Source organism: Niveispirillum lacus (assembly GCF_002251795.1).
GTDB classification, from domain to species: Bacteria; Pseudomonadota; Alphaproteobacteria; order Azospirillales; family Azospirillaceae; genus Niveispirillum; species Niveispirillum lacus.
This window is the reverse complement of record NZ_NOXU01000029.1, coordinates 86,073-109,216: the sequence shown is the minus strand read 5'-3', so window position 1 is coordinate 109,216 and position 23,144 is coordinate 86,073. Positions and strand designations below refer to the sequence as shown.

At 62.4% G+C, this 23,144-nt stretch carries 21 protein-coding genes, 1 tRNA gene and 1 other RNA gene; 13 read left to right on the top strand and 10 right to left on the bottom strand.

The features are described 5' to 3' along the window. Positions 1-14: 14 nt before the first annotated feature. Both prmB and nudC read right to left on the bottom strand, forming a co-directional pair. Positions 15-956, bottom strand: a complete 942-nt coding sequence (gene prmB / locus CHU95_RS12030; protein WP_094456591.1) for a 50S ribosomal protein L3 N(5)-glutamine methyltransferase — start codon at positions 954-956, stop codon at positions 15-17. 78 nt (positions 957-1,034) lie between these two features. Further along, positions 1,035-1,955, bottom strand: a complete 921-nt coding sequence (nudC, locus tag CHU95_RS12025; RefSeq protein WP_094456590.1) for an NAD(+) diphosphatase — start codon at positions 1,953-1,955, stop codon at positions 1,035-1,037. Positions 1,956-2,067: 112 nt separating this feature from the next. Here nudC and ffs point away from each other — a divergent pair. Continuing rightward, positions 2,068-2,165: signal recognition particle sRNA small type (ffs, locus tag CHU95_RS12020), an RNA gene on the top strand. Between the two features lie 20 nt (positions 2,166-2,185). Here ffs and CHU95_RS12015 read toward each other — a convergent pair. Further along, a complete protein-coding gene (locus tag CHU95_RS12015; RefSeq protein WP_094456589.1) occupies positions 2,186-2,614 on the bottom strand; it encodes a hypothetical protein in 429 nt (142 codons plus the stop codon). Between the two features lie 228 nt (positions 2,615-2,842). Between CHU95_RS12015 and CHU95_RS12010 the strand changes: the two genes are divergently transcribed. The 3 genes from CHU95_RS12010 to CHU95_RS12000 all read left to right on the top strand — a co-directional run bounded on the left by CHU95_RS12010 (position 2,843) and on the right by CHU95_RS12000 (position 7,205). Continuing rightward, positions 2,843-4,855, top strand: coding sequence for a tetratricopeptide repeat protein (locus CHU95_RS12010; RefSeq protein ID WP_165772136.1), 2,013 nt, complete (start codon positions 2,843-2,845; stop codon positions 4,853-4,855). Positions 4,856-4,979: 124 nt separating this feature from the next. Beyond that, entirely contained in the window at positions 4,980-6,878 is a 1,899-nt protein-coding gene (locus CHU95_RS12005; protein ID WP_094456587.1) for a DNA polymerase III subunit gamma/tau, read from the top strand. Positions 6,879-6,881: 3 nt separating this feature from the next. After that, a complete protein-coding gene (locus CHU95_RS12000; protein ID WP_094456586.1) occupies positions 6,882-7,205 on the top strand; it encodes a YbaB/EbfC family nucleoid-associated protein in 324 nt (107 codons plus the stop codon). Positions 7,206-7,321: 116 nt separating this feature from the next. Here the strand turns inward: CHU95_RS12000 and CHU95_RS11995 are convergent, their stop codons facing one another. Beyond that, entirely contained in the window at positions 7,322-8,221 is a 900-nt protein-coding gene (locus CHU95_RS11995; protein ID WP_094456585.1) for a LysR family transcriptional regulator, read from the bottom strand. A gap of 163 nt (positions 8,222-8,384) precedes the next feature. On the opposite strand from CHU95_RS11995, the gene CHU95_RS11990 reads away from it, so the two are divergent. The 4 genes from CHU95_RS11990 to CHU95_RS11975 all read left to right on the top strand — a co-directional run bounded on the left by CHU95_RS11990 (position 8,385) and on the right by CHU95_RS11975 (position 13,353). Next, the gene (locus CHU95_RS11990) at positions 8,385-9,434 is read left to right on the top strand and encodes an enoyl-CoA hydratase/isomerase family protein (RefSeq protein ID WP_094456584.1); all 1,050 of its coding nucleotides are present in this window, start codon (positions 8,385-8,387) and stop codon (positions 9,432-9,434) included. A gap of 87 nt (positions 9,435-9,521) precedes the next feature. Then, positions 9,522-10,865, top strand: a complete 1,344-nt coding sequence (locus CHU95_RS11985; protein ID WP_094456583.1) for an SEL1-like repeat protein — start codon at positions 9,522-9,524, stop codon at positions 10,863-10,865. Between the two features lie 54 nt (positions 10,866-10,919). After that, positions 10,920-11,807, top strand: a complete 888-nt coding sequence (gene mmsB, locus CHU95_RS11980; protein ID WP_094456748.1) for a 3-hydroxyisobutyrate dehydrogenase — start codon at positions 10,920-10,922, stop codon at positions 11,805-11,807. 1 nt (position 11,808) lies between these two features. Further along, positions 11,809-13,353, top strand: a complete 1,545-nt coding sequence (locus CHU95_RS11975; protein ID WP_094456582.1) for a malonate--CoA ligase — start codon at positions 11,809-11,811, stop codon at positions 13,351-13,353. Here CHU95_RS11975 and CHU95_RS11970 read toward each other — a convergent pair whose 3' ends face one another. Further along, on the bottom strand, positions 13,354-13,971 hold the full coding sequence (locus CHU95_RS11970) for a ParA family protein (protein WP_094456581.1): 618 nt from the start codon (positions 13,969-13,971) through the stop codon (positions 13,354-13,356). Positions 13,972-13,998: 27 nt separating this feature from the next. Continuing rightward, the gene (locus CHU95_RS11965) at positions 13,999-15,576 is read right to left on the bottom strand and encodes a CYTH and CHAD domain-containing protein (protein ID WP_094456580.1); all 1,578 of its coding nucleotides are present in this window, start codon (positions 15,574-15,576) and stop codon (positions 13,999-14,001) included. Between the two features lie 220 nt (positions 15,577-15,796). On the opposite strand from CHU95_RS11965, the gene CHU95_RS11960 reads away from it, so the two are divergent. Further along, positions 15,797-16,993 carry a phosphoglycerate kinase gene (locus tag CHU95_RS11960; RefSeq protein WP_094456579.1) on the top strand — a complete coding sequence of 399 codons (1,197 nt, stop codon included), beginning with the start codon at positions 15,797-15,799 and terminating at the stop codon, positions 16,991-16,993. A gap of 178 nt (positions 16,994-17,171) precedes the next feature. Further along, complete coding sequence (locus tag CHU95_RS11955; RefSeq protein ID WP_094456578.1) at positions 17,172-17,474, top strand: hypothetical protein; 303 nt, start codon at positions 17,172-17,174, stop codon at positions 17,472-17,474. Between the two features lie 102 nt (positions 17,475-17,576). Here the strand turns inward: CHU95_RS11955 and CHU95_RS11950 are convergent, their stop codons facing one another. Continuing rightward, entirely contained in the window at positions 17,577-19,151 is a 1,575-nt protein-coding gene (locus CHU95_RS11950) for an aldehyde dehydrogenase (NADP(+)) (RefSeq protein WP_094456577.1), read from the bottom strand. Positions 19,152-19,431: 280 nt separating this feature from the next. Next, positions 19,432-19,506, bottom strand: a tRNA-Thr gene (locus CHU95_RS11945). A 149-nt stretch (positions 19,507-19,655) separates the two neighbouring features. On the opposite strand from CHU95_RS11945, the gene CHU95_RS11940 reads away from it, so the two are divergent. From CHU95_RS11940 to msrQ, 3 genes are all read left to right on the top strand, one after another. Then, positions 19,656-20,501: an EamA family transporter gene (locus tag CHU95_RS11940; RefSeq protein WP_094456576.1), complete on the top strand. Its 846-nt coding sequence runs from the start codon at positions 19,656-19,658 to the stop codon at positions 20,499-20,501. A 143-nt stretch (positions 20,502-20,644) separates the two neighbouring features. Further along, complete coding sequence (gene msrP, locus CHU95_RS11935) at positions 20,645-21,574, top strand: protein-methionine-sulfoxide reductase catalytic subunit MsrP (RefSeq protein ID WP_094456575.1); 930 nt, start codon at positions 20,645-20,647, stop codon at positions 21,572-21,574. Beyond that, entirely contained in the window at positions 21,574-22,164 is a 591-nt protein-coding gene (msrQ, locus tag CHU95_RS11930) for a protein-methionine-sulfoxide reductase heme-binding subunit MsrQ (RefSeq protein WP_094456574.1), read from the top strand. The genes msrP and msrQ overlap by 1 nt, the downstream gene beginning before the upstream one ends. Before the next feature lie 69 nt (positions 22,165-22,233). On the opposite strand, the gene CHU95_RS11925 is transcribed toward msrQ, so the two are convergent. Both CHU95_RS11925 and CHU95_RS11920 read right to left on the bottom strand, forming a co-directional pair. After that, entirely contained in the window at positions 22,234-22,761 is a 528-nt protein-coding gene (locus CHU95_RS11925; RefSeq protein ID WP_094456573.1) for a MerR family transcriptional regulator, read from the bottom strand. An 8-nt stretch (positions 22,762-22,769) separates the two neighbouring features. Further along, complete coding sequence (locus CHU95_RS11920) at positions 22,770-23,081, bottom strand: integration host factor subunit alpha (RefSeq protein WP_094456572.1); 312 nt, start codon at positions 23,079-23,081, stop codon at positions 22,770-22,772. Positions 23,082-23,144 lie beyond the last annotated feature (63 nt).

Below are 23,144 nucleotides of genomic sequence, written 5' to 3'. Positions count from 1 at the left end.
GGGAACAGCAGAATTTACAGTTCAAGAAGCTGTTCACGGGTGATCCAGAACACCTCGCCGAAGGAATGTTCGGTTTCCAGCCACAGGAATTCAGCATCCGGATAGGTCTGTTCCAGTGCTGCCCGTCCCGTCCCCACCTCAACCAGCAGGCCGCCGCCGGCATTCAGATATTTCGGCGCTTCCTTCAGGATACGGTGGACAATGGCCATTCCATCCTCGTCGCCGCCAACCAGGGCTATGCGCGGTTCCGCCTGATATTCCGGCGGCAGATTGTCCATAGCCTCGGCATCGACATAGGGGGGGTTGGAGATGATCAGGTCGTATTTTTTGCCCTTCAGCGGCTTGAACAGGTCACCCTGGAACAGCTTCACCCGCTCTTCCAGCCCATGGTCAGCGACGTTGATCTTTGCCACTTCCAGCGCGTCAGGCGACAGGTCCACAGCATCGACATCGGCCAGCGGAAAGATGCTGGCGGCCAAAATGGCCAGGCAGCCGGAACCGGTACACAGATCCAGCACCTTTTCCACCTCTGTCACATCATCGACCAGGGTGAAATCCTGTTCACCCCCGAACAGCTCGCCGAACAGCAGTTCACCAATAAAAGAGCGCGGGACGATGACGCGGTCATCGACATAGAAGGGAACGCCCTGGATATAGGTGCGCTTGGTCAGATAGGCGGCGGGTTTGCGGGTGGTGACCCGTTGATGGATGATCTCTGCCAGGGCCAGCCGTTCGCTGGCGATCAATTTGGCATCGAAATAGGGCTCCAGTTGATCCACCGGCAGCTTGAGCGTTTCCAGCACGATAAAGGCCGCCTCGTCATAGGCGGTAACGGCACCGTGCCCATGCACCAGCCCGGCGCGGTTGAAGCGGCTGACGGCATAGCGAATAAAATCGCGCACCGTGGACAGTTCCGCCGCCACAATATTGGTGGCGGGCAGGGACAGGTCGGACATTTGGGGGAACACTCCGGCTGGAACGGGTTCGGGTGGGCAGAATGGCAGCGCAGAGATCAACGGGCAAGGTTCGCCCGTTTATCCGCGAAGCCACGCATCTATCAACTGTCTGGAAATACTGTCAAAGGGCGGTAGGCGGAAATTCTCGCCATTTTGGTTCTGCAAGACAAAGTCGCGGCTGAACCATCGGACATCCTCCAACTCATCCTCGTCGGCTTTCACGTCCAGGGTCGTGGCGCGGGCGTGAAAGCCCAACATCAGGGAAGACGGGAACGGCCAGGGCTGGCTGGAATGATATTTCACGTCGGTGACGCGCACGCCGGCCTCTTCAAAACATTCGCGGGCCACGGTTTCTTCCAGGCTCTCGCCCGGTTCGACGAATCCGGCCAGTGTGGAGTACATGCCGGGCGGGAAGCGCGATTGCCGACCCAGCAGGCAGCGATCACCGCCATCATGGACCAACATGATCACCGCCGGGTCGTGGCGGGGGAAATGCTGCGCAGCGCAATCGGGATTGGTGCAGCGCCGGCTGTGCCCGCCCTCTGCTGCCACCGTTGGCGCGCCGCAGGACCCGCAGAATTTATGCTTGCCATGCCATAGCATGAGGGCTCGCACATAGGCATAAAGGCCACCGGCCTGTTGGCCGATGCGGGTGCCCAGCGAGCGCAGTTCGACAAACCGGCCCAGTTGTGCCAGCTCCGGATGGCTGTCGACATCTTCCAGGGAGGAGAGATCGACGGCAAAATAGGAAAACTCATCCTCATCGCCTAGATAAACCGGCGGCATGGACAGGTGCCAGCCCCACCAGTCAGCCGTGACGGGCAGATAGGCTGGCCGTGGCGCATCCTCTGTTCCCGTCACCAGATGACGGCCCCGCCACCAGGGGATGATGCGGGTAGCCTGGGGGTGGCGCAGACGGGCGGCAAGCCAGTCCGCATCCTTGCGCCGGTGGGCGGCCCGATCCAGGCCGGAACCAGCATAGAAATTCAGTCTCATCATGGTTTGTCGACGGTGACATGGCGGGCGTCATGTCGCCAATGCGCAAGCATCAGAGCGGCCCTTGTAGATTTCTCCCTTGTCTTTCCCACAACACTCGCCGATATAGGCGTCGGGAGGTTGGCAACGGGCGGGTCCCTCGCCAACCCGGTCAGGTCCGGAAGGAAGCAGCCGTAACGAGTTTCGGCTCGGGTCGTTCGTCCAGCCTCCCACCTCTCTGCTTAAAATTCCGATCAGGGCTCCGACCCCGGCTTTTCGCCTTGGGTGGATTGCGTCGGCATGTTGACCGTGACCGTCCCGGAATTGTTGTATAGCGGCGGGCTCCCGTCACCCGTTGATGATTGATTGACCACTTGCGGTGCCGCCCCCGGTAATGCCGGCGTGTAAACATAACTCAACACGAACAGCGCCAGCGCCCCGCCCGCCCGTATGGCAAAACCCTTGCCCTTCCAGTCCAGCCGCAGAAACCCCGGCAGCGTCGCCCCCAGAATTGCAGCGCACAGACTCAACAACAGGCGCAGGGCGAGAAACAGGGCCGGATCGGTGATCGGCTGGTTGCGGACCAGCAGGAACAGCACCGTCGCCAGTATCAGGAAACCGGCAGCAAGTGCCGCCAGACGCTCCGATGCAGAACCCGCCACAGTAGCATCATTCGTGGTCACGGATCACCCATTCAGATGTAATTATCTATCCATAATGATTGCGAATAGGCGCAATAGCAATCTATCATACCCCGAATACGATGTTACCCGCTCTGCTTGCTCGTGGGTGTGTTGGGGGTGCGTATGCGGTTCCTGCTGGGGTGCTTACTGCTGCTATGTGTGGGGGCGGCCCAGTCGGCAGAGCCATCACGGGTTGATCAGCGCTCAACGGCTGCGTGCAGCCCCCCCATGGTCAATAACAGCGGGACGGTGACCATCAATTGCCCCGGCATCTCGAAAGAGGCCCTGAATTTTCTACAATCCCGGTTAGCTGAGCAAATCAGCGCCATACGCCGGGAAATGGCAGAGGCCAAGGCCGATGCGCGGCTCCTGCGCAATCAGAATGACCTGATTGACCGGCTGCGGGCCGAGGCGGAGGGATGGGCACAACGATATCATGATCTGTTGGCGCAATTGTCGACGGATGATCAGACTGCCCAGGCCCGCACCTTGATTGAAAAGGGTGACCTGGACGGCGCTGCCCGAATCCTGGGCACGCTGGCGGAACGGCAAGATGCGGATATCCGCCGCGCCGCCGCCACAAAATATAGCCAGGGTCAGGTGGAGATGCTGCGCTTCGCCATATCCAAGGCCCTGCCGCATTACCGACGGGCCCATCAATTGGACCCGACCAACACCAACTATGCAGAGGCTTATGCCGCGACGGCCTACCGCGCCCGCGACTATGGCGCGGCTGAGGCGGTATGGACCGATCTGCTGGCGATCTATCGTGACCGGGCCGCCCGCGACCCCGCTGCCTATCGACCTGTTCTGGCAATGACTTTGAACAATTTAGGCGTTCTGTACGGTGACACGAACCGCCTTCCCCAGGCGGAGGGGGCGTATGAGGAGGCGCTGGCGATCCGTCGGGAACTGGCCGCCCGCGACCCCGCTGCCTATCGCCCTGATCTGCCATCGACTTTGAACAATTTAGGCGTTCTGTACCGTGACACGAACCGCCTTCCCCAGGCGGAGGGGGCGTATGAGGAGGCGCTGGCGATCTATCGGGAACTGGCCGCCCGCGACCCCGCTGCCTATCGCCCCAGTCTGGCAATGGCTTTGAACAATTTGGGTGTTCTGTACAGTGACACGAACCGCCTTCCCCAGGCGGAGGGAGCGTATGAGGAGGCGTTGGCGATCCGTCGGGAACTGGCCGCCCGCGACCCCGCTGCCTATCGCCCTAATCTGGCATCGACTTTGAACAATTTGGGTATTCTGTACCGTGACACGAACCGCCTTCCCCAGGCGGAGGGGGCGTATGAGGAGGCGCTGGCGATCTATCGGGAACTGGCCGCCCGCGACCCCGCTGCCTATCGCCCCAGTCTGGCAATGGCTTTGAACAATTTGGGTGTTCTGTACAGTGACACGAACCGCCTTCCCCAGGCGGAGGGGGCGTATGAGGAGGCGCTGGCGATCCGTCGGGAACTGGCCGCCCGCGACCCCGCTGCCTATCGCCCCGATCTGGCAATGACTTTGAACAATTTGGGTATTCTGTACCGTGACACGAACCGCCTTCCCCAGGCGGAGGGGGCGTATGAGGAGGCGCTGGCGATCCGTCGGGAACTGGCCGCCCGCGACCCCGCTGCCTATCGCCCCGATCTGGCAATGACTTTGAACAATTTGGGTATTCTGTACCGTGACACGAACCGCCTTCCCCAGGCGGAGGGGGCGTATGAGGAGGCGCTGGCGATCCGTCGGGAACTGGCCGCCCGCGACCCCGCTGCCTATCGCCCCGATCTGGCAATGACTTTGAACAATTTGGGTATTCTGTACCGTGACACGAACCGCCTTCCCCAGGCGGAGGGGGCGTATGAGGAGGCGCTGGCGATCTATCGGGAACTGGCCGCCCGCGACTCCGCTGCCTATCGCCCCGATCTGGCGCGCACGTTGAACAACTTGGGTAATCTGTATACTGTCACGAGCCGCCGTCCCCAAGCGGAGGGGGCGTATCGAGAGGCGCTGGCGATCTGTCGTGAATTGGCCGCCCGCGACCCCGATGCCTATCGGCCTGATCTGGCAATGATTTTGAACAATATTGGCATTCTGTACACTGCTCCGAACCGCCTTCCACAGGCGGAGGGGGCGTATAAGGAGGCGCTGGCGATCTTTCGTGAGCTGGCGGCGCAATATCCAGCCGTGCATCAAGCGCGGGTGGATTTCCTGGAGGCGGAACTGGCCCGGTTGCGCAAGGCCACACCGTGAGCGGCTGCGACGGCATGCCCTGTGGTCGCTGACGGGGGCGGCGGGTGGATAAATACTAACTTCTGGCATCCCGCCCCCCATCCCTCTAAACTGCCGTGTCGTTGCCGTAGACCCGAGACGCCCTGTGACCGACGAGACGAACAGCCATTCCGCCGCCGGGGCCGCCTATCGTGTGCTGGCGCGCAAATACCGGCCGCAGAATTTTGACGAGCTGGTGGGGCAGGATGCGCTGGTGCGGACCTTGCGCAACGCCATCCAGTCGGGGCGCATTCATCAGGCCTATATGCTGACCGGTGTGCGCGGGGTGGGCAAGACCACGACGGCGCGTATTATCGCGCGCGCCCTGAACTGCATTGGCCCAGACGGGCAGGGCGGGCCGACCATCAGCCCCTGTGGCGTCTGCGAAATGTGCGTTTCCATCGCCGCCGACCGCAATGTCGATGTCATTGAGATGGACGCGGCGAGCAATACCGGCGTCGATAATGTGCGCGAGATCATTGAGGGTGTGCGCTATGCGCCGTCGGCCGCGCGCTACAAGCTCTACATCATCGACGAAGTGCACATGCTGTCGAAAAGCGCCTTCAACGCCCTGCTGAAGACGCTGGAAGAGCCGCCACCGCATGTGAAATTCGTGTTCGCCACCACCGAGATCAGGAAGGTGCCGGTGACGGTGCTGTCGCGGTGCCAGCGATTCGACCTGCGCCGTGTCGATCACCCGACCCTGGTGGGCCATTTCACGCGGGTAGCGGGCAAGGAAGGTGTGGCCGTAGAGGCCGACGCCATCGCCCAGATCGCGCGGGCCGCCGATGGATCTGTGCGTGATGGGCTGTCGCTGCTGGATCAGGCCATGGCGTTGGGCGGCGGCAGCGTCACCCTGGCGCAGGTGCGCGACATGCTGGGTCTGGCCGACCGGACCCGGGTCATCGACCTGTTTGAAGCGACCATGACGGCCAAGCCGGCAGACGCGCTGGACATCCTGACTGACCTGCATCGTTGCGGTGCCGATCCGATTGTCATCACCCAGGACCTTCTGGATTTCACACATTTCCTGACCCGTGCGCGCGTCATTCCCGGCACGGCCGACGATGTGTCCATCCAGGAGGATGAGCGTACGCGTGGCGTGGCGCTGGCTCAGAAGTTGGGCATGGCGGCCCTGTCGCGGGCCTGGCAAATCCTGTTGAAGGGGCTGGGCGAGATTCAGCATGCACCGGTGCCGATGCAGGCCCTGGAAATGGTGCTGATCCGCCTGTCCTATGCGTCTGACCTGCCCAGCCCTGCCGACCTGATCCGGAAGATCAACGAGGCCGGGGGCGTGGAGGCGGCGGCGCGCGCCCTGCACAGCGGCAATGCTGGCGGGGGTGGCGGGTTCGCCGGTGGCGGTGGCACCGGCCCGATGGTGCATGCAGCACCCACCCAGGGCGCACCCATGGCCATGGTGGCGGGCGGCAGGGCCATTGCCGGTGCCCTGGCACCGGCGCCGTTGGTGGCGCCACAGCCCGTCAGCAAGATCGAACCGGTTGCGGAGCCAACCAGTTTCCGTGCCGTCGCGGACCTTTTCCTGGATAAGCGGGAAGGGGTGCTGGCCGGTATGCTGCGCGCCTCGGTCCATATGGTGCGTTTTGAGCCCGGAATGATTGAGTTGCGGTTGCTCCCCGCCTGCCCGCAGAACCTGCCCGGCAAGGTTGGGCAGTTGCTGACCGAGTGGACAGGCAAGCGGTGGGTTGTGTCTGTCTCCGGTGCCGCAGGGGAACCGACAATTGCCGAACAGGACCGCGCGGCTGAACAGCGGCAGCGGGCTGAAGCCGCCGACCATCCGCTGGTTAAGGCCGTGCTGGAAGCTTTTCCAGGCGCCAGGATTGACAAGATCATCGACCAGAGCCACGTGACCCTGGCACCGCCGCCCATGGCCGAAACCGAAATTCCCGAGGCAATGGACATTTTTGGGGGTGACGAGATGGCCGACAGCCCCTATTTCGATGCACCACCGCCCCTTGATGAGGGCGATTATGAAGGAGACTTCTGAGCCATGAAAAATATCGGCCAGATGATGAAGCAGGCCCAGCAGATGCAGTCCAAGATGGCTGAGATGCAGGCCAAGATGCAGGAACATGAGGCCACCGGTGTCTCGGGCGGCGGCATGGTCAAGCTGACCTTGAACGGCAAGGGCGACCTTCGTGGCCTGAAGATCGACAAGTCCATCGTCGATCCCGAGGATGTCGAGGTCCTGGAGGACCTGATCACCGCCGCCTACAACGACGCCAAGTCCAAGATCGAAGCCTTCACGGCGGAACAGACCAACGCCATGATGGGTGGTCTGAAGCTGCCGCCGGGTTTCAAAATGCCGTTCTGAAGTTTTTCTGATACCCTCAGGCGCCGGGCGGGCGCATCCGCGTCCTTGGCCTGCGCTGCATGTGCGGTGGGCCGGCAATCGCCGGCCTCCGACGGGTATAAAAAGACCGTCGGTTGCTATCCCTGGAACAGCCGTGCGTTGCGCTTGACCTCTTCCGCGATGAATTCTGCGGCAACGCGGATGCGGGAGAGATGGCGGACGTCGGAATGGATCACCAGCCAGAAGCTGCGGATCAGTTTTACCTCGCCCGGCAGCAGCCGGACCAGATCCTTTTCCCCCGCCGCCATGAAGCAAGGCAGAATGGCGATACCGCTTCCGGCCTGTACCGCCCGGAACTGCGCCACCAGACTGGCGCTTTTCAGATAGGGGCGGATATCGCGGGACACCTGGGGCACATAATCCAGCTCCGGCGTGTAGAGCAGATCATCAATGTAAGAGATGAAGCGGTGGGCCGCGAGGTCACCCGGCCCGCCAATCGGCGGGGCCGTCTCCAGATAGGAGCGCGCGGCATAAAGGCCCAGTTCGTAATCGGTGAGTTTGCGCGCATGCAGGCGGCCCGCCTCTGGCTGGGCCAGGGTGACCGCGATGTCTGCCTCGCGCTTCGACAGGCTGAACAGGCGCGGCATGGCCACCAACTGCACCTCCAGGTCGGGATGCAGGGCGCCTAAGCGGCCAATGCGCGGCGCCAGGAAAAAGCTGCCGAAGCCGTCCGGCGTGCCAATCCGGACTGCCCCCGACAGCTTGGCCCCGGCACCCGACAGTTCCTCCTGGATGGTGAGCGCCATGCCCTCCATCACCTCAGCACTTTGCAGCAGGGTCTCCCCCGCCTGGGTCAGGCTGTATCCCGTGGCGTGGCGTTCAAACAGGGTGGTGCCCAGCGCCTGTTCCAGGCCCGTCAGGCGCCGTCCCAGGGTGGTATGGTCCACCCCCATGCGCTTGGCCGCCAGGGTCAGCCGCCCTGACCGCGCCACCGCCAGGAAGGATTGCAGATCGTCCCAGTCGAACCGGTTGGCCATGTGACCCCGCATGCGAATTTACGCACATCAACAGCGAACAACTTCGCATGGATGTGCGTCTGGCCGCAATGTTACTGGTTGAATTGCGGAATTCGTCGCTGTGGCACTGTATAAGGGGCGGTCTAAAGGCCCCGGCCAGGGCGATTGAAAGGGAGGATGGGTTTTGAGCGAGGACGTGATCTGCACCGTGAAAGGTGCCATCGGCCATATCCTGTTGAACCGGCCCAAGGCCTTGAACGCCCTGACACTGGGCATGGTGGAGGTGATCGCGCCGGCGCTGGATGCTTGGGGCTTGGATCCCGCCATTAAGGCCGTGGTGATTCGGGGGGCCGGTGACCGGGCCTTTTGTGCCGGGGGTGATGTCCGCGCCGTCTGGGACGCCGGGTGGGAACGTAAGCGCGGAGAGGGCACCGGTGCCCTGACCGCCGCCTTCTTCGGCGGGGAATACCGCCTGAACCGGCAGATCAAGCGCTTTCCAAAACCCTATGTCGCGCTGATGGATGGCATCACCATGGGCGGCGGCGTCGGCCTGTCGGTGCATGGCAGCCACCGGGTGGTGACGGAAAAGACCCTTCTGGCCATGCCGGAAACGGGCATCGGCCTGTTCCCGGATGTGGGCGGGACCTGGTTTCTGCCGCGTGTGCCGGGCAAGCTGGGCCTTTATCTGGGATTGACGGGGGCCAGGGTGCAGGCAGCAGACCTGATCTATACCGGGATCGGTACGCATCATGTGACCTCATCGTCGCTGGATGCCATCGAGGCGGCGCTGGCCGAGGGGCAGAATGTGGACGCGGTGCTGACAGCATATGCCGCGCCGGTGGGTGCCCCGCCGCTGGCGGCGGTGCGTGAGGCGATTGATGCCGCGTTTGCGGCCGAGGATGTCGAAGGGATCGTGGCGCACCTGATCTCTCAGGGAACCGCCTGGGCCGACAAGGTGGCGGAGACGATCCTGTCCCTGTCGCCCACCAGCCTGAAAGTCACGTTTGAGCAGTTGCGGCGCGGGGCGGAGCTGGAATTTGACGATTGCATGCGCCTGGAATTCCGCATGACCCAGGCGGTGATGGACGGCAACGACTTCTTCGAAGGTATCCGCGCTGTGCTGGTGGACAAGGATAAGAGCCCGAAATGGAACCCGGCCAAGCTGTCCGATGTGTCGGCAGCGGAAGTCGCACGGTACTTCGCGGTGCCGGCGGGTGGGGAACTGGTGTTTTAGGGTCCGGGCTTAGTGTATCCAGTACTGATGGTTAAAATTGGGCGTCGCCATTCCTGTTTGGAATGAACGGCATCCGAGCGGGGCGACATGGGACGTCAATCCAAGGTCAGCTGGTACGCCAGCTTTTTCATGGTTTTGTTGCTCGCCTCCCCTACGCTGGCGGCGGAAGCCATTGTCGCCGAGCGCCTTCAAGGGTTGCTCTATTCCACCTCGGGCCCAGCGGAGTACCGGGTTGCTCGACCAGCGCCGGAGGGAATGGACGTAACGGTCGCGGGATGCCTGCGGCACGCCAGCCGCCTGCACGCAGCGCGGGTTGGGCCGGGGGTAGATCTTGAGCAACTCGATGCTCCTGTCGCTACTCAAGCCTGTCAGGCGGCGTTGAAGGTGGCTCCTGACGATCCCGATATTGAGAATGTCTTGGCGCGTGTTCAGTTGGCAGCTGGAGAGTACCAACAAGCCGAAGCTCTTCTTAATAAAGTTGCCGCAACAGGTAACAGCTTTGCACTATACGGCTTAGCAAAATTGAATCTTGAACCGAAATACCAAGGCGGTTCCTCTACCAAATACATCGAGTTACTCGAAAAGGCAGTATCGTTGGGAGATGCAGTTGCGAAAACCGATCTTGCGCAGAGTTATGCGCGGGGTTTCGGCGTTACAAAGGACGTCTTCAAAGCGGAGATGTTGTTCAAAGACGCGGCTAACCTCGGTGATGCAAGGGCAATGCACCACCTGATTGGTTTGTACCTCAGAGAGCCGGCTCTAACGCTGAATGACAATTCGTTCGAGGTTCTGAGCGAATATGCGCGGCAAGGAAATCTTCAGGCGCAAATCGGCATCGCCCTTCATTATCTCGCAGCGATTGCTAAGCCGCGTGATGATGCGAAGGCGTTCCAGCTTGTAGAAGGTGCTGCCAAGCTCGGGAATACTGACGCCATGATATTGCTTGGGTCGATGTATGCGATCGGACGCGGTGTCGAACGCAATGAACAGGAAGCGTTGGCGCAATATCGGGCTGCTGCCGATTTGGGTGATCCGATGGGCAGCTACACCGCCGGGCTTCTGTATTTAACGGGCCTGGGAAACGGACCGACCCGCGTTGATCAAGATCAAGGGATTGCCCATACCTACTTCGTCAAGGCGGCGGAGCTTGGGCATGTAAGGGCATTCTCCGCCCTTGGCTGGCAGTACGCAGAGGGCAAGGGTGTTGAAAGAGACCTGCAGCAATCCTGGCACTGGTACCGCAAGTCCATCAAGGCGAATGACCCGGAGGGCCTGAACGGTGCCGGTGTCTTGTTGGGTAACAGCCCGAACGCGGAGCAGCAGGCATACGGGATGCAGTTACTGAAGAGGGCAACGGTCCTGGGCAGCTTAAGGGCTGCGGAGAATTTGAAATTGTTCTGCGCGAAACGTAGGACACCGGCCTGTGACTGAGGGGCATGATTTTTCAGCGCAGGGACACAACAATAACTTGCGGAGGAAATGACCATGGCGACCATTGCGTTCATCGGGCTGGGCAATATGGGGCTGCCCATGGCCAAGAACCTTCTGAAGGGCGGGCATACTGTGCTGGGTGTCGATCTGGCGCCCGCCAATATAGCGGCGGCCAATGAGGCCGGGATCGATACGTCGAAGGCGGCGGGGGATGCGGCGGCGGTGGCCGATATTGTCGTCTCCATGCTGCCTGCCGGCGGCCATGTGCGCGCTGTCTATGGCAATGACGGCGGGGTGATTGAGCGGGCGCGGCCCGGCACCTTGTTCATCGACAGTTCCACCATCGATGTGGACAGTGCGCGTGCCGTCATCGCGCAGGCGGAAAAGGCCGGACATCTGATGGTGGATGCGCCCGTGTCGGGCGGCACCGGTGGGGCGGCGGCGGGGACCTTGACCTTCATGGTGGGCGGAGCCGAGGCAGCGTTCGCTGCGGCCAAGCCGTACCTTTCCCTGATGGGCAAGAACATCGTGCATGCCGGCGGGCCGGGTACGGGGCAGGCGGCCAAGATCTGCAACAATATGGTGCTGGGCATTTCCATGATCGCCGTGTCGGAGGCGTTCGCGCTGGCCGACAAGCTGGGTCTGGAGCGGCAGAAGCTGTTTGATATTGCCAGCACGTCGTCGGGCCAGTGCTGGTCACTCACCAGTTACTGCCCGGTGCCAGGGCCGGTGCCGACATCGCCCGCCAACCGCGACTATGCGCCGGGTTTTGCGGTGGACATGATGCTGAAGGACCTGAAGCTGGCGCAGCAGGCAGCCGCCAGCAGCGGGGCCAGCACCCCCCTTGGCGCGCAGGCCGCGGCGCTGTATCAGCTATTCTCCGCAGCGGGGAATGGCGGTCTCGATTTCTCCGCCATCGTGAAGATGTTGCAGGGGAAATGACATGAGCGCTGGGAAGAGCGGCAATCTTTACCATCTGTTTGAAAGCCGCTTTCCCGCCGACCCTGCGGCCCGTTTCCTCACCCTGATGGATGGGCCGCGCCAGGGCGTCTGGTATAACTACGCCGACATGGCCTCCATTTCCGCCCGCTTTGCCCATGCCATGATGGCCCTGGGCGTCAAACGCGGTGACCGCGTGGCGGTACAGGTGGAGAAGAGTGCGGAGAACCTGTTCCTCTACCTTGCCACCCTGCGGATGGGCGCTGTCTATCTGCCGCTGAATACCGCCTATCAGAAGGGGGAGGTCAGTTACTTCCTGGAAGATGCCGCCCCCACCCTGTTTGTCTGCCGGCCGGAGGATGAGGCAGGCATGAAGGCGTTGGCGGTACAGTGCGGGGTGCCGGCGGTGGCGACCTTGGGCATTGCGGCGGATGGCAGCTTGGCCGATATGACCATCGACCTTCCCCATGATTTCGAAACGGTGGCACTGGGCGAGGATGAGCTGGCGGCCATCCTCTACACCTCCGGCACCACGGGCCGGTCGAAAGGGGCGATGACCAGCCATGGCAATCTGGCCAGCAACGCCCTGACGCTGCATCAGCTCTGGGGTTTTGTGCCGGGGGATGTGCTGCTGCACGCCTTGCCGATTTTCCATGTGCATGGGTTGTTTGTTGCCACCAACACCACCCTGCTGAATGGCGGGCATATGCTGTTCCTGTCGAAATTCGATGCGGATCGGGTGGTGGAACTGCTGCCACAGGCCAGTGTCCTGATGGGCGTGCCCACCTTTTATACCCGACTGCTGTCCCATCCCGGCTTCACCCGCGATCTGGTGGCCCATATGCGGTTGTTCATCAGCGGGTCCGCCCCGTTGCTGGCCGACACGCATACGGAATTCTTCGCCCGGACCGGTCACGCCATTCTGGAGCGGTATGGGATGACAGAGGCAGGGATGATCACGTCGAACCCGCTGAACGGTGATCGCGTGCCCGGGACGGTGGGTTTCCCCCTGCCGGGCGTGTCACTGCGCATTGCGGACGAGAAGGGGGCATTGCTGGGCACGGACACGATCGGGCAGATCGAGATCAAAGGTCCCAACCTGTTCAAAGGCTATTGGAACAAGCCGGAAAAGACGGCGGAGGATATGCGCGCCGATGGCTTTTTCATCACGGGCGATGTGGGGAAGGTGGACGCGCGCGGATATGTCCATATTGTGGGCCGGGCCAAGGATCTGGTGATCTGCGGCGGGTTCAATGTCTATCCGAAGGAGATAGAGACGGTGCTGGATGCCATTGACGGCGTTGTGGAAAGTGCTGTCATCGGCCTGCCGCACCCAGATTTTGGTGAGGCGGTGGCTGCCGTGATTCAGAAGAAGCCGGGCCGCGACGACGTGACGGAGGCGTCGATCATCGCCCATGTGAAAGGCGAACTGGCGAACTTCAAGGTGCCCAAGCGGGTCTGGTTTGTGGATGAGTTGCCGCGCAACCAGATGGGCAAGGTGCAGAAGGCGGCCCTGCGCGAACAGCACAAGGGCGCCTTTGCCGGCTGATCACCCCACAAAGGTCAGCAGCGGTTCCCAGTCGGCCCGCAGATCCGCCGCGCGCTTGGCCTTCTGGTCGAACAGGGTCAGCCCGTCAGATGCCAGGTCAGTATACATCTGACTGTCGCGCAGACGGGCCACCACCTGATGCCCGACCCCCGCCAGAAAAACATCCAGCCGGTCGGCGGCCTTGGTTCGGGCGCGCAGGCGGTTACCGACAATGGCCACGGGAACCTTCGCCTTGGCGATGGCCTTGACCTCTTCCAGCTTGTCCAGGAACCGCGCCGTCGCCGCTTCGTCAAAGGCGCCAGGCAGGACGGGCAGCACGACAATATCGGACAGGCGGATCAGTTCCTCCACATCCTTGGGCCGCATGGCGGCGGGCGCATCAATCACCAGACGGCCGGTACCAGCGGGCGGCTTGCCGATTTCCTTCACCCAATCCAGCCCCTGGATCGGTGCCGCTGTCTCCGGTCGGGTTTTCAGCCAGCCCAGCGATGATTTCTGTCGGTCCAGATCGGCCAACGCAGTCTTGTGGCCGTGGCTGGCGAAAAATGCAGCCAGATGCGTGGCGATGGTGGTCTTGCCGACGCCGCCTTTGATGTTGGAGACCAGGATGGTGCGCATGGGGGATCCTTTGCGTTGGGCGGCGGATCAGCGATCCTCCGCCACCTCGTCCGCTTCCTGCCAGAAGGGTTTGGCATCGGCAAACCGGTGCCAGTCGGTGACGATCTGATCTTCCAGATCAAACAGGCCGCGCGCATGCCAACCGGCCACGAGGCCAGCCCCCAACCGCCACTCCGACGGCAGGCTGGCCCCGGCGGACCGTTCCAGATCTGCCACGAGCTTGTCCACCGTGGCCACATCCTGCAAATGCCCCAGATGGTCTTGTAATGTGGCCAACTCCTCCAGGAACCGGCGCAGGGCTTTGCTCTCATACAGCGAGCGGAAAAAATCAGCGGCGTAACGTAGTTTTTTCAAAGAGATACGGAGTTCGTGGCGTGGCGCGGCAGCCAGCTTGGCAAAGCCACGGCCGCGTTTACGCGCCTGTCTGTGGCGTTTGCCCAGCAGGGCGCCCGCCATCTCGGTCACGGGGGAGAGCAGCAGGGTCGATTGTTCGCTGACCGGCTGGTTGCGCCATTGCCGCCCATCGACCCACGCCGCCAGGTCCAGCAGCAGGGCGGTATGGGCCGGATCGGCCAGGGTGGCGTGAACGAGGGCGTAACCGCCATCACGGGCCGCCCGTGCTGCCCTTTCCAAGGCGACCAGACCGTCATGGCCCGGCAGCGCCTTCACCAGGGGCGGCAGCAGTTCGCCCAGGAACACATCCCATTCCCGCGCCGGTCCCAGCGCATCGGCCAGCGCCTTGACCCGAGGCCCCAGACTGTCCATCTGGTCGGAAGGGATGAACGGGCGAAAAATCTGCAAGGCGGAGCGCAGGCGGCGCAGCGCCACGCGCATCTGATGCACGCCTTCCGGGTCCTGGCCCAGCCGTGTGACCGGCTCGTTCGCCATCATGTGGCCCAGGCAGTGCCGCACAATGGTCGAAAGCGCCTCCTCCACCGTCGCCTCGGGGTCCAAGGAGAGTTTGGCGGCCTTTACACTGACGGGGCTCGCGCCCGATGACAGGGCGTACCCGCGTGCCGATTTGGTCAGCATCTCCAAGCGCACCGGTACTTCGGCATGGATGGCGCGGGCCAGATCGTACAAGGCGGCGGTGTCGGTGCCTTCGGTGAGTTCCAGTTCTGCTTCATGCACGGCCAGGGACACGCCGCCGGGAGCGACGATTTCCCCTTGGTCCAAGGCCACCTCGATGGTGATGCCGGGGCGCGGCGATAGATGGCGGACCTGCCGGCGGATGCGGGTTTCAAATACGGGCACAAGATCATCGTTGGTGATCGTCCCCACCGCTTGCAGCACCGTTGCCTCCGGCAGCAGTGACAGATCAGGCCTTGGATGACTGATCTCCACCTCCCATTCCCCCCGCACCAGGGCACCCGCCCCCGGTTGTGGTGCGGATTTCAGGGTCTGGACCAGTTTGCGCCCCATACGACGCACCCGCAGCGATAGGCCATTGGCCAGGAAGCGGCGGTCGTCGGTGTCAAAATAGATGCTGTCGAGCGATTTGACCTTCGGCTTCGCGATTGTGTCGGCCAAGCAGGCAAGCCCACGCAGCCGGTCCATTTCGGACGGCGCCACCGCCAGTTTAAGCTCAATCTCCAACGCGGACATAGGGCACCATAAACGTGACAAATCGCGGCTGGCGGGCTGATTCGCCCCGGATTTCAGCCGTTTCGGGTCAACGATGACAATTTCATGAAACCCTGTCTATCGCAGGCGGCGATTTTTTTGCACAGGTCCCCGCCTTGGCTGGCGGTTGAAAGCCGGCAGACAATGGTGTTTGCTCGCCCTCGGCTTGCCATGCCCAACCATTCTGACGGGGACTTCTTCCATGCGTTTCCAGACCCTCGACACTATCGACGTCGCCGGTAAGACGGTACTTGTCCGCGCCGACTTGAACGTGCCCGTTGCCGATGGGCAGGTCACCGATACGACCCGCATTGACCGTCTGGTCCCCACATTGACGGAGATCGCGGCCAAAGGGGCCAAGGTCGTTGTCATGTCACATTTTGGCCGTCCCAAGAATGGTCCCGACACGAAGAACAGTCTGCGCCAGGTCGTTCCGGCGGTGGAAAAGGCCCTGGGTGCCCCCGTGGCCTTTGCAGAGGATTGTGTGGGGGAAAAGGCTGCGGCCGCCATTGCCGCCCTGCCGGCTGGTGGTGTGCTGATCCTGGAAAATACCCGTTTTCATGCGGGTGAGGAAAAGAACGACCCCGATCTGGCCAAGGGTCTGGCGGCTCTGGGCGACATCTATGTGAATGATGCCTTTTCCTCCGCCCACCGTGCGCACGCCTCCACGGAAGGTATCGCGCATCTGCTGCCCTCGGCCGCCGGGCGCCTAATGCAGGCAGAACTGGAAGCCCTGGGTAAGGCGCTGGCCGCCCCGGAACGGCCGGTGGCCGCGGTGGTTGGCGGTGCCAAGATTTCCACCAAACTAGACCTTCTGCTGAACATGGTATCGAAGGTCGATATCCTGATCCTGGGCGGCGGCATGGCCAACACATTCCTGTTTGCCAAGGGCGTGCGGGTCGGTTCGTCCCTGTGTGAACGCGACATGGCCGATCAGGCCCGTGCCATCATGGAAAAGGCGGCGGCCGGCGGGTGCGAGATCGTCCTGCCCGTCGATGGTCTGATGTCGCGGGAGTTCAAGGCCAATGCCGAGCACCGGGTGGCTGCCGTCACTGATATCCAGGATGGCGAAATGATGCTGGATGCCGGTCCGGCGACCGTGGAGCTGGTAGGCCGCAAGCTCGAAGGGGCCAAGACCCTGGTCTGGAACGGCCCGTTCGGCGCCTTTGAACTGGTGCCTTTCGACAGCGCCACCAACGCCGTTGCCGCCATTGCCGCCAACCTGACGGCGCAGAGCAAACTCCTGTCGGTGGCCGGCGGGGGGGACACGGTGGCTGCCTTGGAACATGCTGGCGTGGCGGCCCGCTTCTCCTATGTCTCGACCGCTGGTGGCGCCTTCCTGGAATGGCTGGAAGGTAAGGAGCTACCCGGCGTGGCGGCGCTGGAAAAGCATGCCTGACGCAGCCCAGTTTGTATGACCTTTCCTGTGCCCCGCCAAGTCCGCACCGGGTTTGGTGGGGTAGGGGTCGTGTGACAAGCGTCGTGCTCGCACCCTATCCTTCTGCTTCCATGTGTCCGATTGGCCTTTGGCCGGGTTGGTGACAATGTGCTGTCACCTCACCCCTGGAGGGCTGATCATGCCGCCCCTGGTTCGTTTTATGCTGCGCCACGCCGCCCTTGGTTTTGTCCTGGGAGTTGTTGGTGCGGCGATCATCGTTGCTACCGATGCACTCAATCTGCGCAGTCTGGCAGTGGCCACGCCGATGGGCTGGCTTGGCTTGAGTATCTTCTGCTTTCTGATGGGGTTGACCATCGGGTCCTTGCAGATCGGCTTCGCCGTGATGCTGCAAGGCCGTGATGACGAACATGATGACCCCAAGGGCGGGCACGGGGCCCGTCTGGTACCGATCCCCGTGCCGGTGCATCGCCGCCGCCGGTGAGCGCTTCTGGGCGAGAGGCGGAAAATGCTGACCGCGGACCAGCCTTCCCCGCCTCTCAATCACCAACACCGTGATGCACGTCACCCGTGATGGAGGACGGCATCAAGCCTTCTGCACGATGCCATCCACACGCCGGTTCAGCCCCAGCGGGTTGTCGCGCTTCAGCGCCGCTGGCAGCAGGGCATCGGGGATGTCTTGATAGCAGACCGGACGCAGGAAACGGTCAATAGCCAGCGAACCGACGGAGGTGCTGCGCGGATCGCTGGTGGCGGGGAAGGGGCCACCATGCACCATGGCGTGGCACACTTCCACACCTGTGGGCCAGCCATTCGCCAGAATGCGGCCGGCGCGGCGTTCCAGGGTCGGAAGCAGCGCAGCCGCTGCGGCGTGATCGGCCTCTTCCAGATGCACCGTGGCGGTCAACTGACCTTCCAGATGTTCCAGCACATCCTTCAGCACGTCCAGGTCCGGGCAGCGAATGATGACGGACGAGGAACCGAATACCTCTGCCCCCAGTGCATGATCGGCCAGGAAGTCGGCGGCTGTGACAGCGAACAAGGCGCCGGCCCCCTTGTTGCCACCCACCTCCGCCACGCGCGCAACCGTCGTGACTTTTTCATGCCCGGCCAGGGCCGCAACACCGGTTCGATAGGCCTGGCAGATGCCGGGGGTCAGCATGGTGATCGGGGCAACGTTCAGCAGGGCAGCCGATGCAGAAGCGATGAACCGATCCAGGTCTGGCCCATCCACGGCCAGGATCAGGCCAGGATTGGTACAAAACTGCCCCGCCCCCATGGTGAGCGAGCCGACAAAGCCGGCCCCCAGGGCTTCGGCGCGGGCCGACAAGGCACCCGGTAGCAGGACCACGGGGTTGATGCTGCTCATCTCTGCATAGACAGGGATGGGTTCGGGGCGCGCCTGGGCGATGCGCATCAGCGCCTGACCACCGGCGCGCGATCCGGTGAAACCCACCGCCTTGATGCGCCAATCAGCGACCAGGGCCTGACCAAACTCCCGCTGAGTGCCTGACAGCATTGAGAACACGCCCTCATGGAAGCCCAGGTCAGCAACAGCAGCGGCAATTGCTTCGCCTACCAGTTCCGATGTGCCGGGGTGGGCGGAATGAACCTTCACCACCACAGGGCAGCCGGCGGCCAGTGCGGACGCCGTGTCGCCACCGGCCACGGAAAACGCTAACGGGAAGTTCGATGCACCAAAAACAGCGACGGGACCAACCGGGATATTGCGCAGGCGCAGATCTGCGCGGGGCAGGGGCTTGCGGTCCGGTTGGGCTGGATCGATGCGAGCCCCCAGCCAGTCGCCATTGCGCAGCACGGCAGCGAACAGGCGCAACTGATTACATGTCCGGCCGCGTTCACCTTCCAGGCGGGCGCGCGGCAGGCCGGTTTCAGCCCCGGCCCGGTCCAGCAGCGCATCGCCGATGGCCATGATGTTTTCGGCAATCGTCTCCAGCAACCGAGCGCGATCCTCGGCTGTTGCTTCCCGGAACCCGTCAAATGCGGACCAAGCCAGGGCGCAGGCCTGATCGACATGCGCGGGTGTCGCCTGGGCAAAGGCGGGTTCAATCTGCGTATCGGCTGCGGGATCGACGGCCCTGAACCCGGCTTCGGTGGCGATACGGCTGCGGCCGATCAACAGTTTCCCATGGAGAGACATCTCAACACTCCCGCTTTGCTGCTTCCTCCTGCCGCCGGTTCGTCCGGGGCTGTCGGGGGCTATTGTTACCGCTAACCATTGACCGATGACAAGCACCGATACGGGGATAACAGAGAAGGGGCTCGCGAGGGGTGTCCGGGCGCGGCTTGTCGATGGGATTTAAAAAAAGCCCACTCAGTGTCACGACCACAGGCAGCAGCCAATACAAGTCGCCGGACAGAAAATCTGGAAGTCGTCACCAGCGCCACTGAAAAATCCCCCAGTAAACAATGGGAGAGGATGGTGCCCCGAGTCGGATTTGAACCAACGGCCTACCGCTTACGAAGCGGTTGCTCTACCGCTGAGCTATCGGGGCGCCGTCGCGGTGAAGTGGGCGGGGTTATAGCCAAGGCCTCTGGGCTTGGCAACAGCGATTTTCGCCTTCTCTGCTGATTATCATCGTCAAGGCCCCGCATGGCACCAATGCGCCTATTGTTCAGGGAATGAACCGGTTGGGACGGTGTGATGGATGGCTGGGTGGTACCGCTGGTTTTACTGGCGGCAGTGATGCATGCGGGCTGGAACAGTCTGCTGAAGGGCGGTGGTGACCGGTTGGTCGGCATCACCATGCTGAATGTCTGGTGCGGCGTGGCGGGGCTGGTGGTTCTGCCCTTTGCGGGTCCCCTGCCGCCGGCGGCATGGCCCTATCTGGCCGCTTCGCTGCTGTTCCATCTGGCTTACCAGTTGTTTCTGGTCCGTACCTACCGGCTGGGGGATCTGTCACAGGTCTACCCGGTGGCGCGGGGGGCGGCCCCACCTCTGGTGGCGCTGGTCGGACTGGCGCTGGGTACCGACGCGCTGCGGCTGCCGGAACTGCTGTCCATTCTGCTGATTGCTGGTGGTATTGCGGCCCTGGCGCTGCGCGGGGGGGGGGCGATACGACACGACCCGCGACCGGTGATGATGGCGCTGGTCACGGCGGCCTTCATTGCGGGTTACACCACGGTGGATGGTCTGGGGGCCCGTGCCAGCGGGGACTCGGTAGCCTACACTGTCTGGCTTTTTATTCTGAACGCACCGCCCATGGTGGTGCTGGCCTGGTGGCGGCGTGGTGGCAAGGGTTTGTGGCAGGCCATGCGGACCGGCTGGCGGCGTGATCTTGTGGGCGGGTTCATGGCGCTGTCAGGCTATGGCATTGCCATATGGGCCATGACCCACGCGCCCATCGCGCTGGTTGCCGCTCTGCGTGAAACCAGCGTGATTTTCGCTCTGTTGATTGCCAAACTGTGGTTGAAGGAGCCGGTTGGACGCTGGCGCACAGCTTCGGCCCTGCTGGTGCTGGCGGGCATTGCGGCCCTGCGGCTCGCCTAAGGACCGGCGGCGGAATAGTGGCCTTTGGTTGCCTGTTGCGCGGTATCGACCGTCGGCTGTCTCACACCAGACAGGTCCCCTGGTCAGGACCGGTCAATCAGCCTATGTAAATACTGGTACGACCTGGACAGAGGAAACGCCCCATGCTGCTGCGCCATGCCCCGGATCTGAGCGAGCGTGAGGTGACGCCGCGTGATCTCTATGTCAATCGCCGCCAGATATTGGCGGGGTTTGGTGGCTTGATGATAGCAGGGGCCGGCAATGTCCAGGCGGCGGTCAAAAGCCCGTTCAGTACGCAAGAGACGCCCACCAGCCTGAAGGACATCACCAGCTACAACAACTTCTATGAGTTCGGTACCGACAAGTCCGACCCGGCCCGCAATGCCGGCCGCCTCACGGTGAAGCCGTGGAAGGTGAAGATTGACGGCATGGTGGGCAAGCCGGGTGACTATGACCTGGATGATATTCTGAAGGGCATGACCATCGAAGAGCGTATCTATCGGATGCGCTGTGTCGAAGGGTGGTCCATGGTCATCCCCTGGAACGGATTCCCGCTGGCCAGCCTGTTGACGCGGGTGGAGCCATTGTCGGGTGCTAAATATGTGGCGTTTGAAACTCTTGTGCGCCCGTCGGAAATGCCGGGCCAAGCCGGCTTGTTCAAGATCTTGGACTGGCCGTATGTCGAGGGTTTGCGCCTCGATGAAGCGATGCATCCGCTGACCCTGCTGGCCACGGGTCTGTATGGCGAGAACCTGCCGAACCAGAATGGCGCGCCGCTGCGATTGGTTGTGCCCTGGAAATATGGGTTCAAGGGCATCAAGTCCATCGTCCGTATCAGCCTGACCGACAAGGAACCGCGGACAAGCTGGAACATCCAGGCGCCACAGGAATATGGCTTTTATTCCAATGTGAACCCGGCCGTCGATCACCCACGCTGGAGTCAGGCGACAGAACGGCGCATCGGCGATACGGGCGGCCTGTTCGCCAAGCGTCGCCCGACTTTGCCGTTCAACGGTTATGCCGATCAGGTTGCCGGTCTTTACACCGGCATGGATTTGCGGAAATTTTATTAATGGCCATCGCCAACCTGCGTTTCCAGCCGCGGCTTGCCACCTGGCCAGTCTATCTGGCGGGGCTGCTTCCGGCCTTGTGGTATGTCTACCAGATCTTCCATGGCGATCTGGGGGCGGACCCGGTCAAGACCCTGGAACATGCCATGGGTGAGTGGGCTCTGCGCTTCCTGATCCTGGGGCTGGCCATTACGCCGCTGCGCCGGGAGTTTGGTATCAGTCTGTTGAAATACCGGCGCGCGGTGGGGCTGACCGCGTTTCTGTATGTTGTGCTGCACCTGCTGGTGTATCTGCTGCTGGATCAGGGACTGGATTGGGCGGCCATCTGGGCCGACATTATCAAGCGGCCCTATATCACCATCGGTATGGCCGGTTTCCTGCTGCTGCTGCCTTTGGCTGGCACCAGCTTCAACGCCGCCATCCGCTGGATTGGTGGCCGCAACTGGAACCGGCTGCATAAGTTGGTCTATCCGGCTGTGCTGGCCGGGGCCGTGCATTATGTGCTGCTGGTAAAAAGCTGGCCGCTGGAGCCGCTGGTCTATCTGGGGATCGTATTGATGCTGCTGGGCTGGCGGGTGTGGCGCCGGGCTTAATGCCAGTTCCCGGTATCGCCGACCGTCGCCCCGTGACCGGTGACGATCACCGAGACACGGTACCGCCCATCAATCCAGCAACCGGCGCAGTGCTGTCAGATCCATCAGGATTTCGGACAGGGCTTCCCGGACGTCCGGCGTTAATGACTGTTTGCGGCGGCGGGCCGGGGGCTTCCTGGCCGGGGCTGGTTCATCGACCTCGTCCCCTTCAGCGGCCAGCAGAGCCAGCTCCTCGGCGGAATTATCGTCACCCGCCTCATCCTCATCAAACAGGCTGGGCATGCGGGTGCCGGGCGGCGGCAGACCAGCCAGGCCCCGCGACTCGCGCAGGAGTTTTTGAACGCCCTTGATCGTGTAGCCGTCCTGGTAGAGCAAGGACTGGATACGCCGCAACAGTTCCACATCATCGGGCCGATAGTAACGCCGGCCCCCGCCCCGCTTCAGCGGTTTGATCTGCGGAAATTTTGTCTCCCAGAAGCGCAGCACATGCTGCGGCACCTCCAGATCGACGGAAACCTCGCTGATGGTGCGGAAGGCGGAGGCAGATTTGGACGCCCCTGCCTTGGCCCGCGCCCCATCGCTGGTTTCTTCGATCATTGACGGGTTCAGCCTTTCGCGCCGTTTTCAAACCGCTCGTTGATGCGGCTTTTCAGGACATGGGAGGCGCGGAAGACCAGGACCTTGCGGGGCAGAATCGGCACTTCCTCACCGGTCTTGGGGTTGCGGCCAATGCGTTCTCCCTTGGACCGCACGGCAAAGCTGCCGAAGGAAGAGATTTTGACCATATCGCCGCTGGCCAGCGCGTCGGCGATCTCATCCAGCACACTTTCCACCAGATCGGCAGATTCGTTACGGGAGAGGCCAACCTCCTGGTACACGGCTTCGCTCAACTGCGCGCGGGTGACAGTCTCGGTCATTGTTCGTCCTCCCCGGTTATCTTGGGAAGACGGTACTTTGACCGGAGAAATCCGTCAATTCAG

Bases quoted from the DNA above. Each gene is read 5' to 3' on its own strand.
- nudC (WP_094456590.1), bottom strand. From the start codon at position 1,955: ATGATGAGACTGAATTTCTATGCTGGTTCCGGCCTGGATCGGGCCGCC.
- CHU95_RS11975 (WP_094456582.1), top strand. From the start codon at position 11,809: ATGAGCGCTGGGAAGAGCGGCAATCTTTACCATCTGTTTGAAAGCCGC.
- CHU95_RS11925 (WP_094456573.1), bottom strand. From the start codon at position 22,761: ATGATCGAAGAAACCAGCGATGGGGCGCGGGCCAAGGCAGGGGCGTCC.
- CHU95_RS11970 (WP_094456581.1), bottom strand. From the start codon at position 13,971: ATGCGCACCATCCTGGTCTCCAACATCAAAGGCGGCGTCGGCAAGACC.
- CHU95_RS12010 (WP_165772136.1), top strand. From the start codon at position 2,843: ATGGTCAATAACAGCGGGACGGTGACCATCAATTGCCCCGGCATCTCG.
- CHU95_RS11960 (WP_094456579.1), top strand. From the start codon at position 15,797: ATGCGTTTCCAGACCCTCGACACTATCGACGTCGCCGGTAAGACGGTA.
- CHU95_RS11920 (WP_094456572.1), bottom strand. From the start codon at position 23,081: ATGACCGAGACTGTCACCCGCGCGCAGTTGAGCGAAGCCGTGTACCAG.
- CHU95_RS11955 (WP_094456578.1), top strand. From the start codon at position 17,172: ATGCCGCCCCTGGTTCGTTTTATGCTGCGCCACGCCGCCCTTGGTTTT.
- CHU95_RS11965 (WP_094456580.1), bottom strand. From the start codon at position 15,576: ATGTCCGCGTTGGAGATTGAGCTTAAACTGGCGGTGGCGCCGTCCGAA.
- CHU95_RS11950 (WP_094456577.1), bottom strand. From the start codon at position 19,151: ATGTCTCTCCATGGGAAACTGTTGATCGGCCGCAGCCGTATCGCCACC.
- msrQ (WP_094456574.1), top strand. From the start codon at position 21,574: ATGGCCATCGCCAACCTGCGTTTCCAGCCGCGGCTTGCCACCTGGCCA.
- CHU95_RS11995 (WP_094456585.1), bottom strand. From the start codon at position 8,221: ATGGCCAACCGGTTCGACTGGGACGATCTGCAATCCTTCCTGGCGGTG.
- prmB (WP_094456591.1), bottom strand. From the start codon at position 956: ATGTCCGACCTGTCCCTGCCCGCCACCAATATTGTGGCGGCGGAACTG.
- CHU95_RS11985 (WP_094456583.1), top strand. From the start codon at position 9,522: ATGGGACGTCAATCCAAGGTCAGCTGGTACGCCAGCTTTTTCATGGTT.
- CHU95_RS12000 (WP_094456586.1), top strand. From the start codon at position 6,882: ATGAAAAATATCGGCCAGATGATGAAGCAGGCCCAGCAGATGCAGTCC.
- CHU95_RS11940 (WP_094456576.1), top strand. From the start codon at position 19,656: ATGGATGGCTGGGTGGTACCGCTGGTTTTACTGGCGGCAGTGATGCAT.
- mmsB (WP_094456748.1), top strand. From the start codon at position 10,920: ATGGCGACCATTGCGTTCATCGGGCTGGGCAATATGGGGCTGCCCATG.
- msrP (WP_094456575.1), top strand. From the start codon at position 20,645: ATGCTGCTGCGCCATGCCCCGGATCTGAGCGAGCGTGAGGTGACGCCG.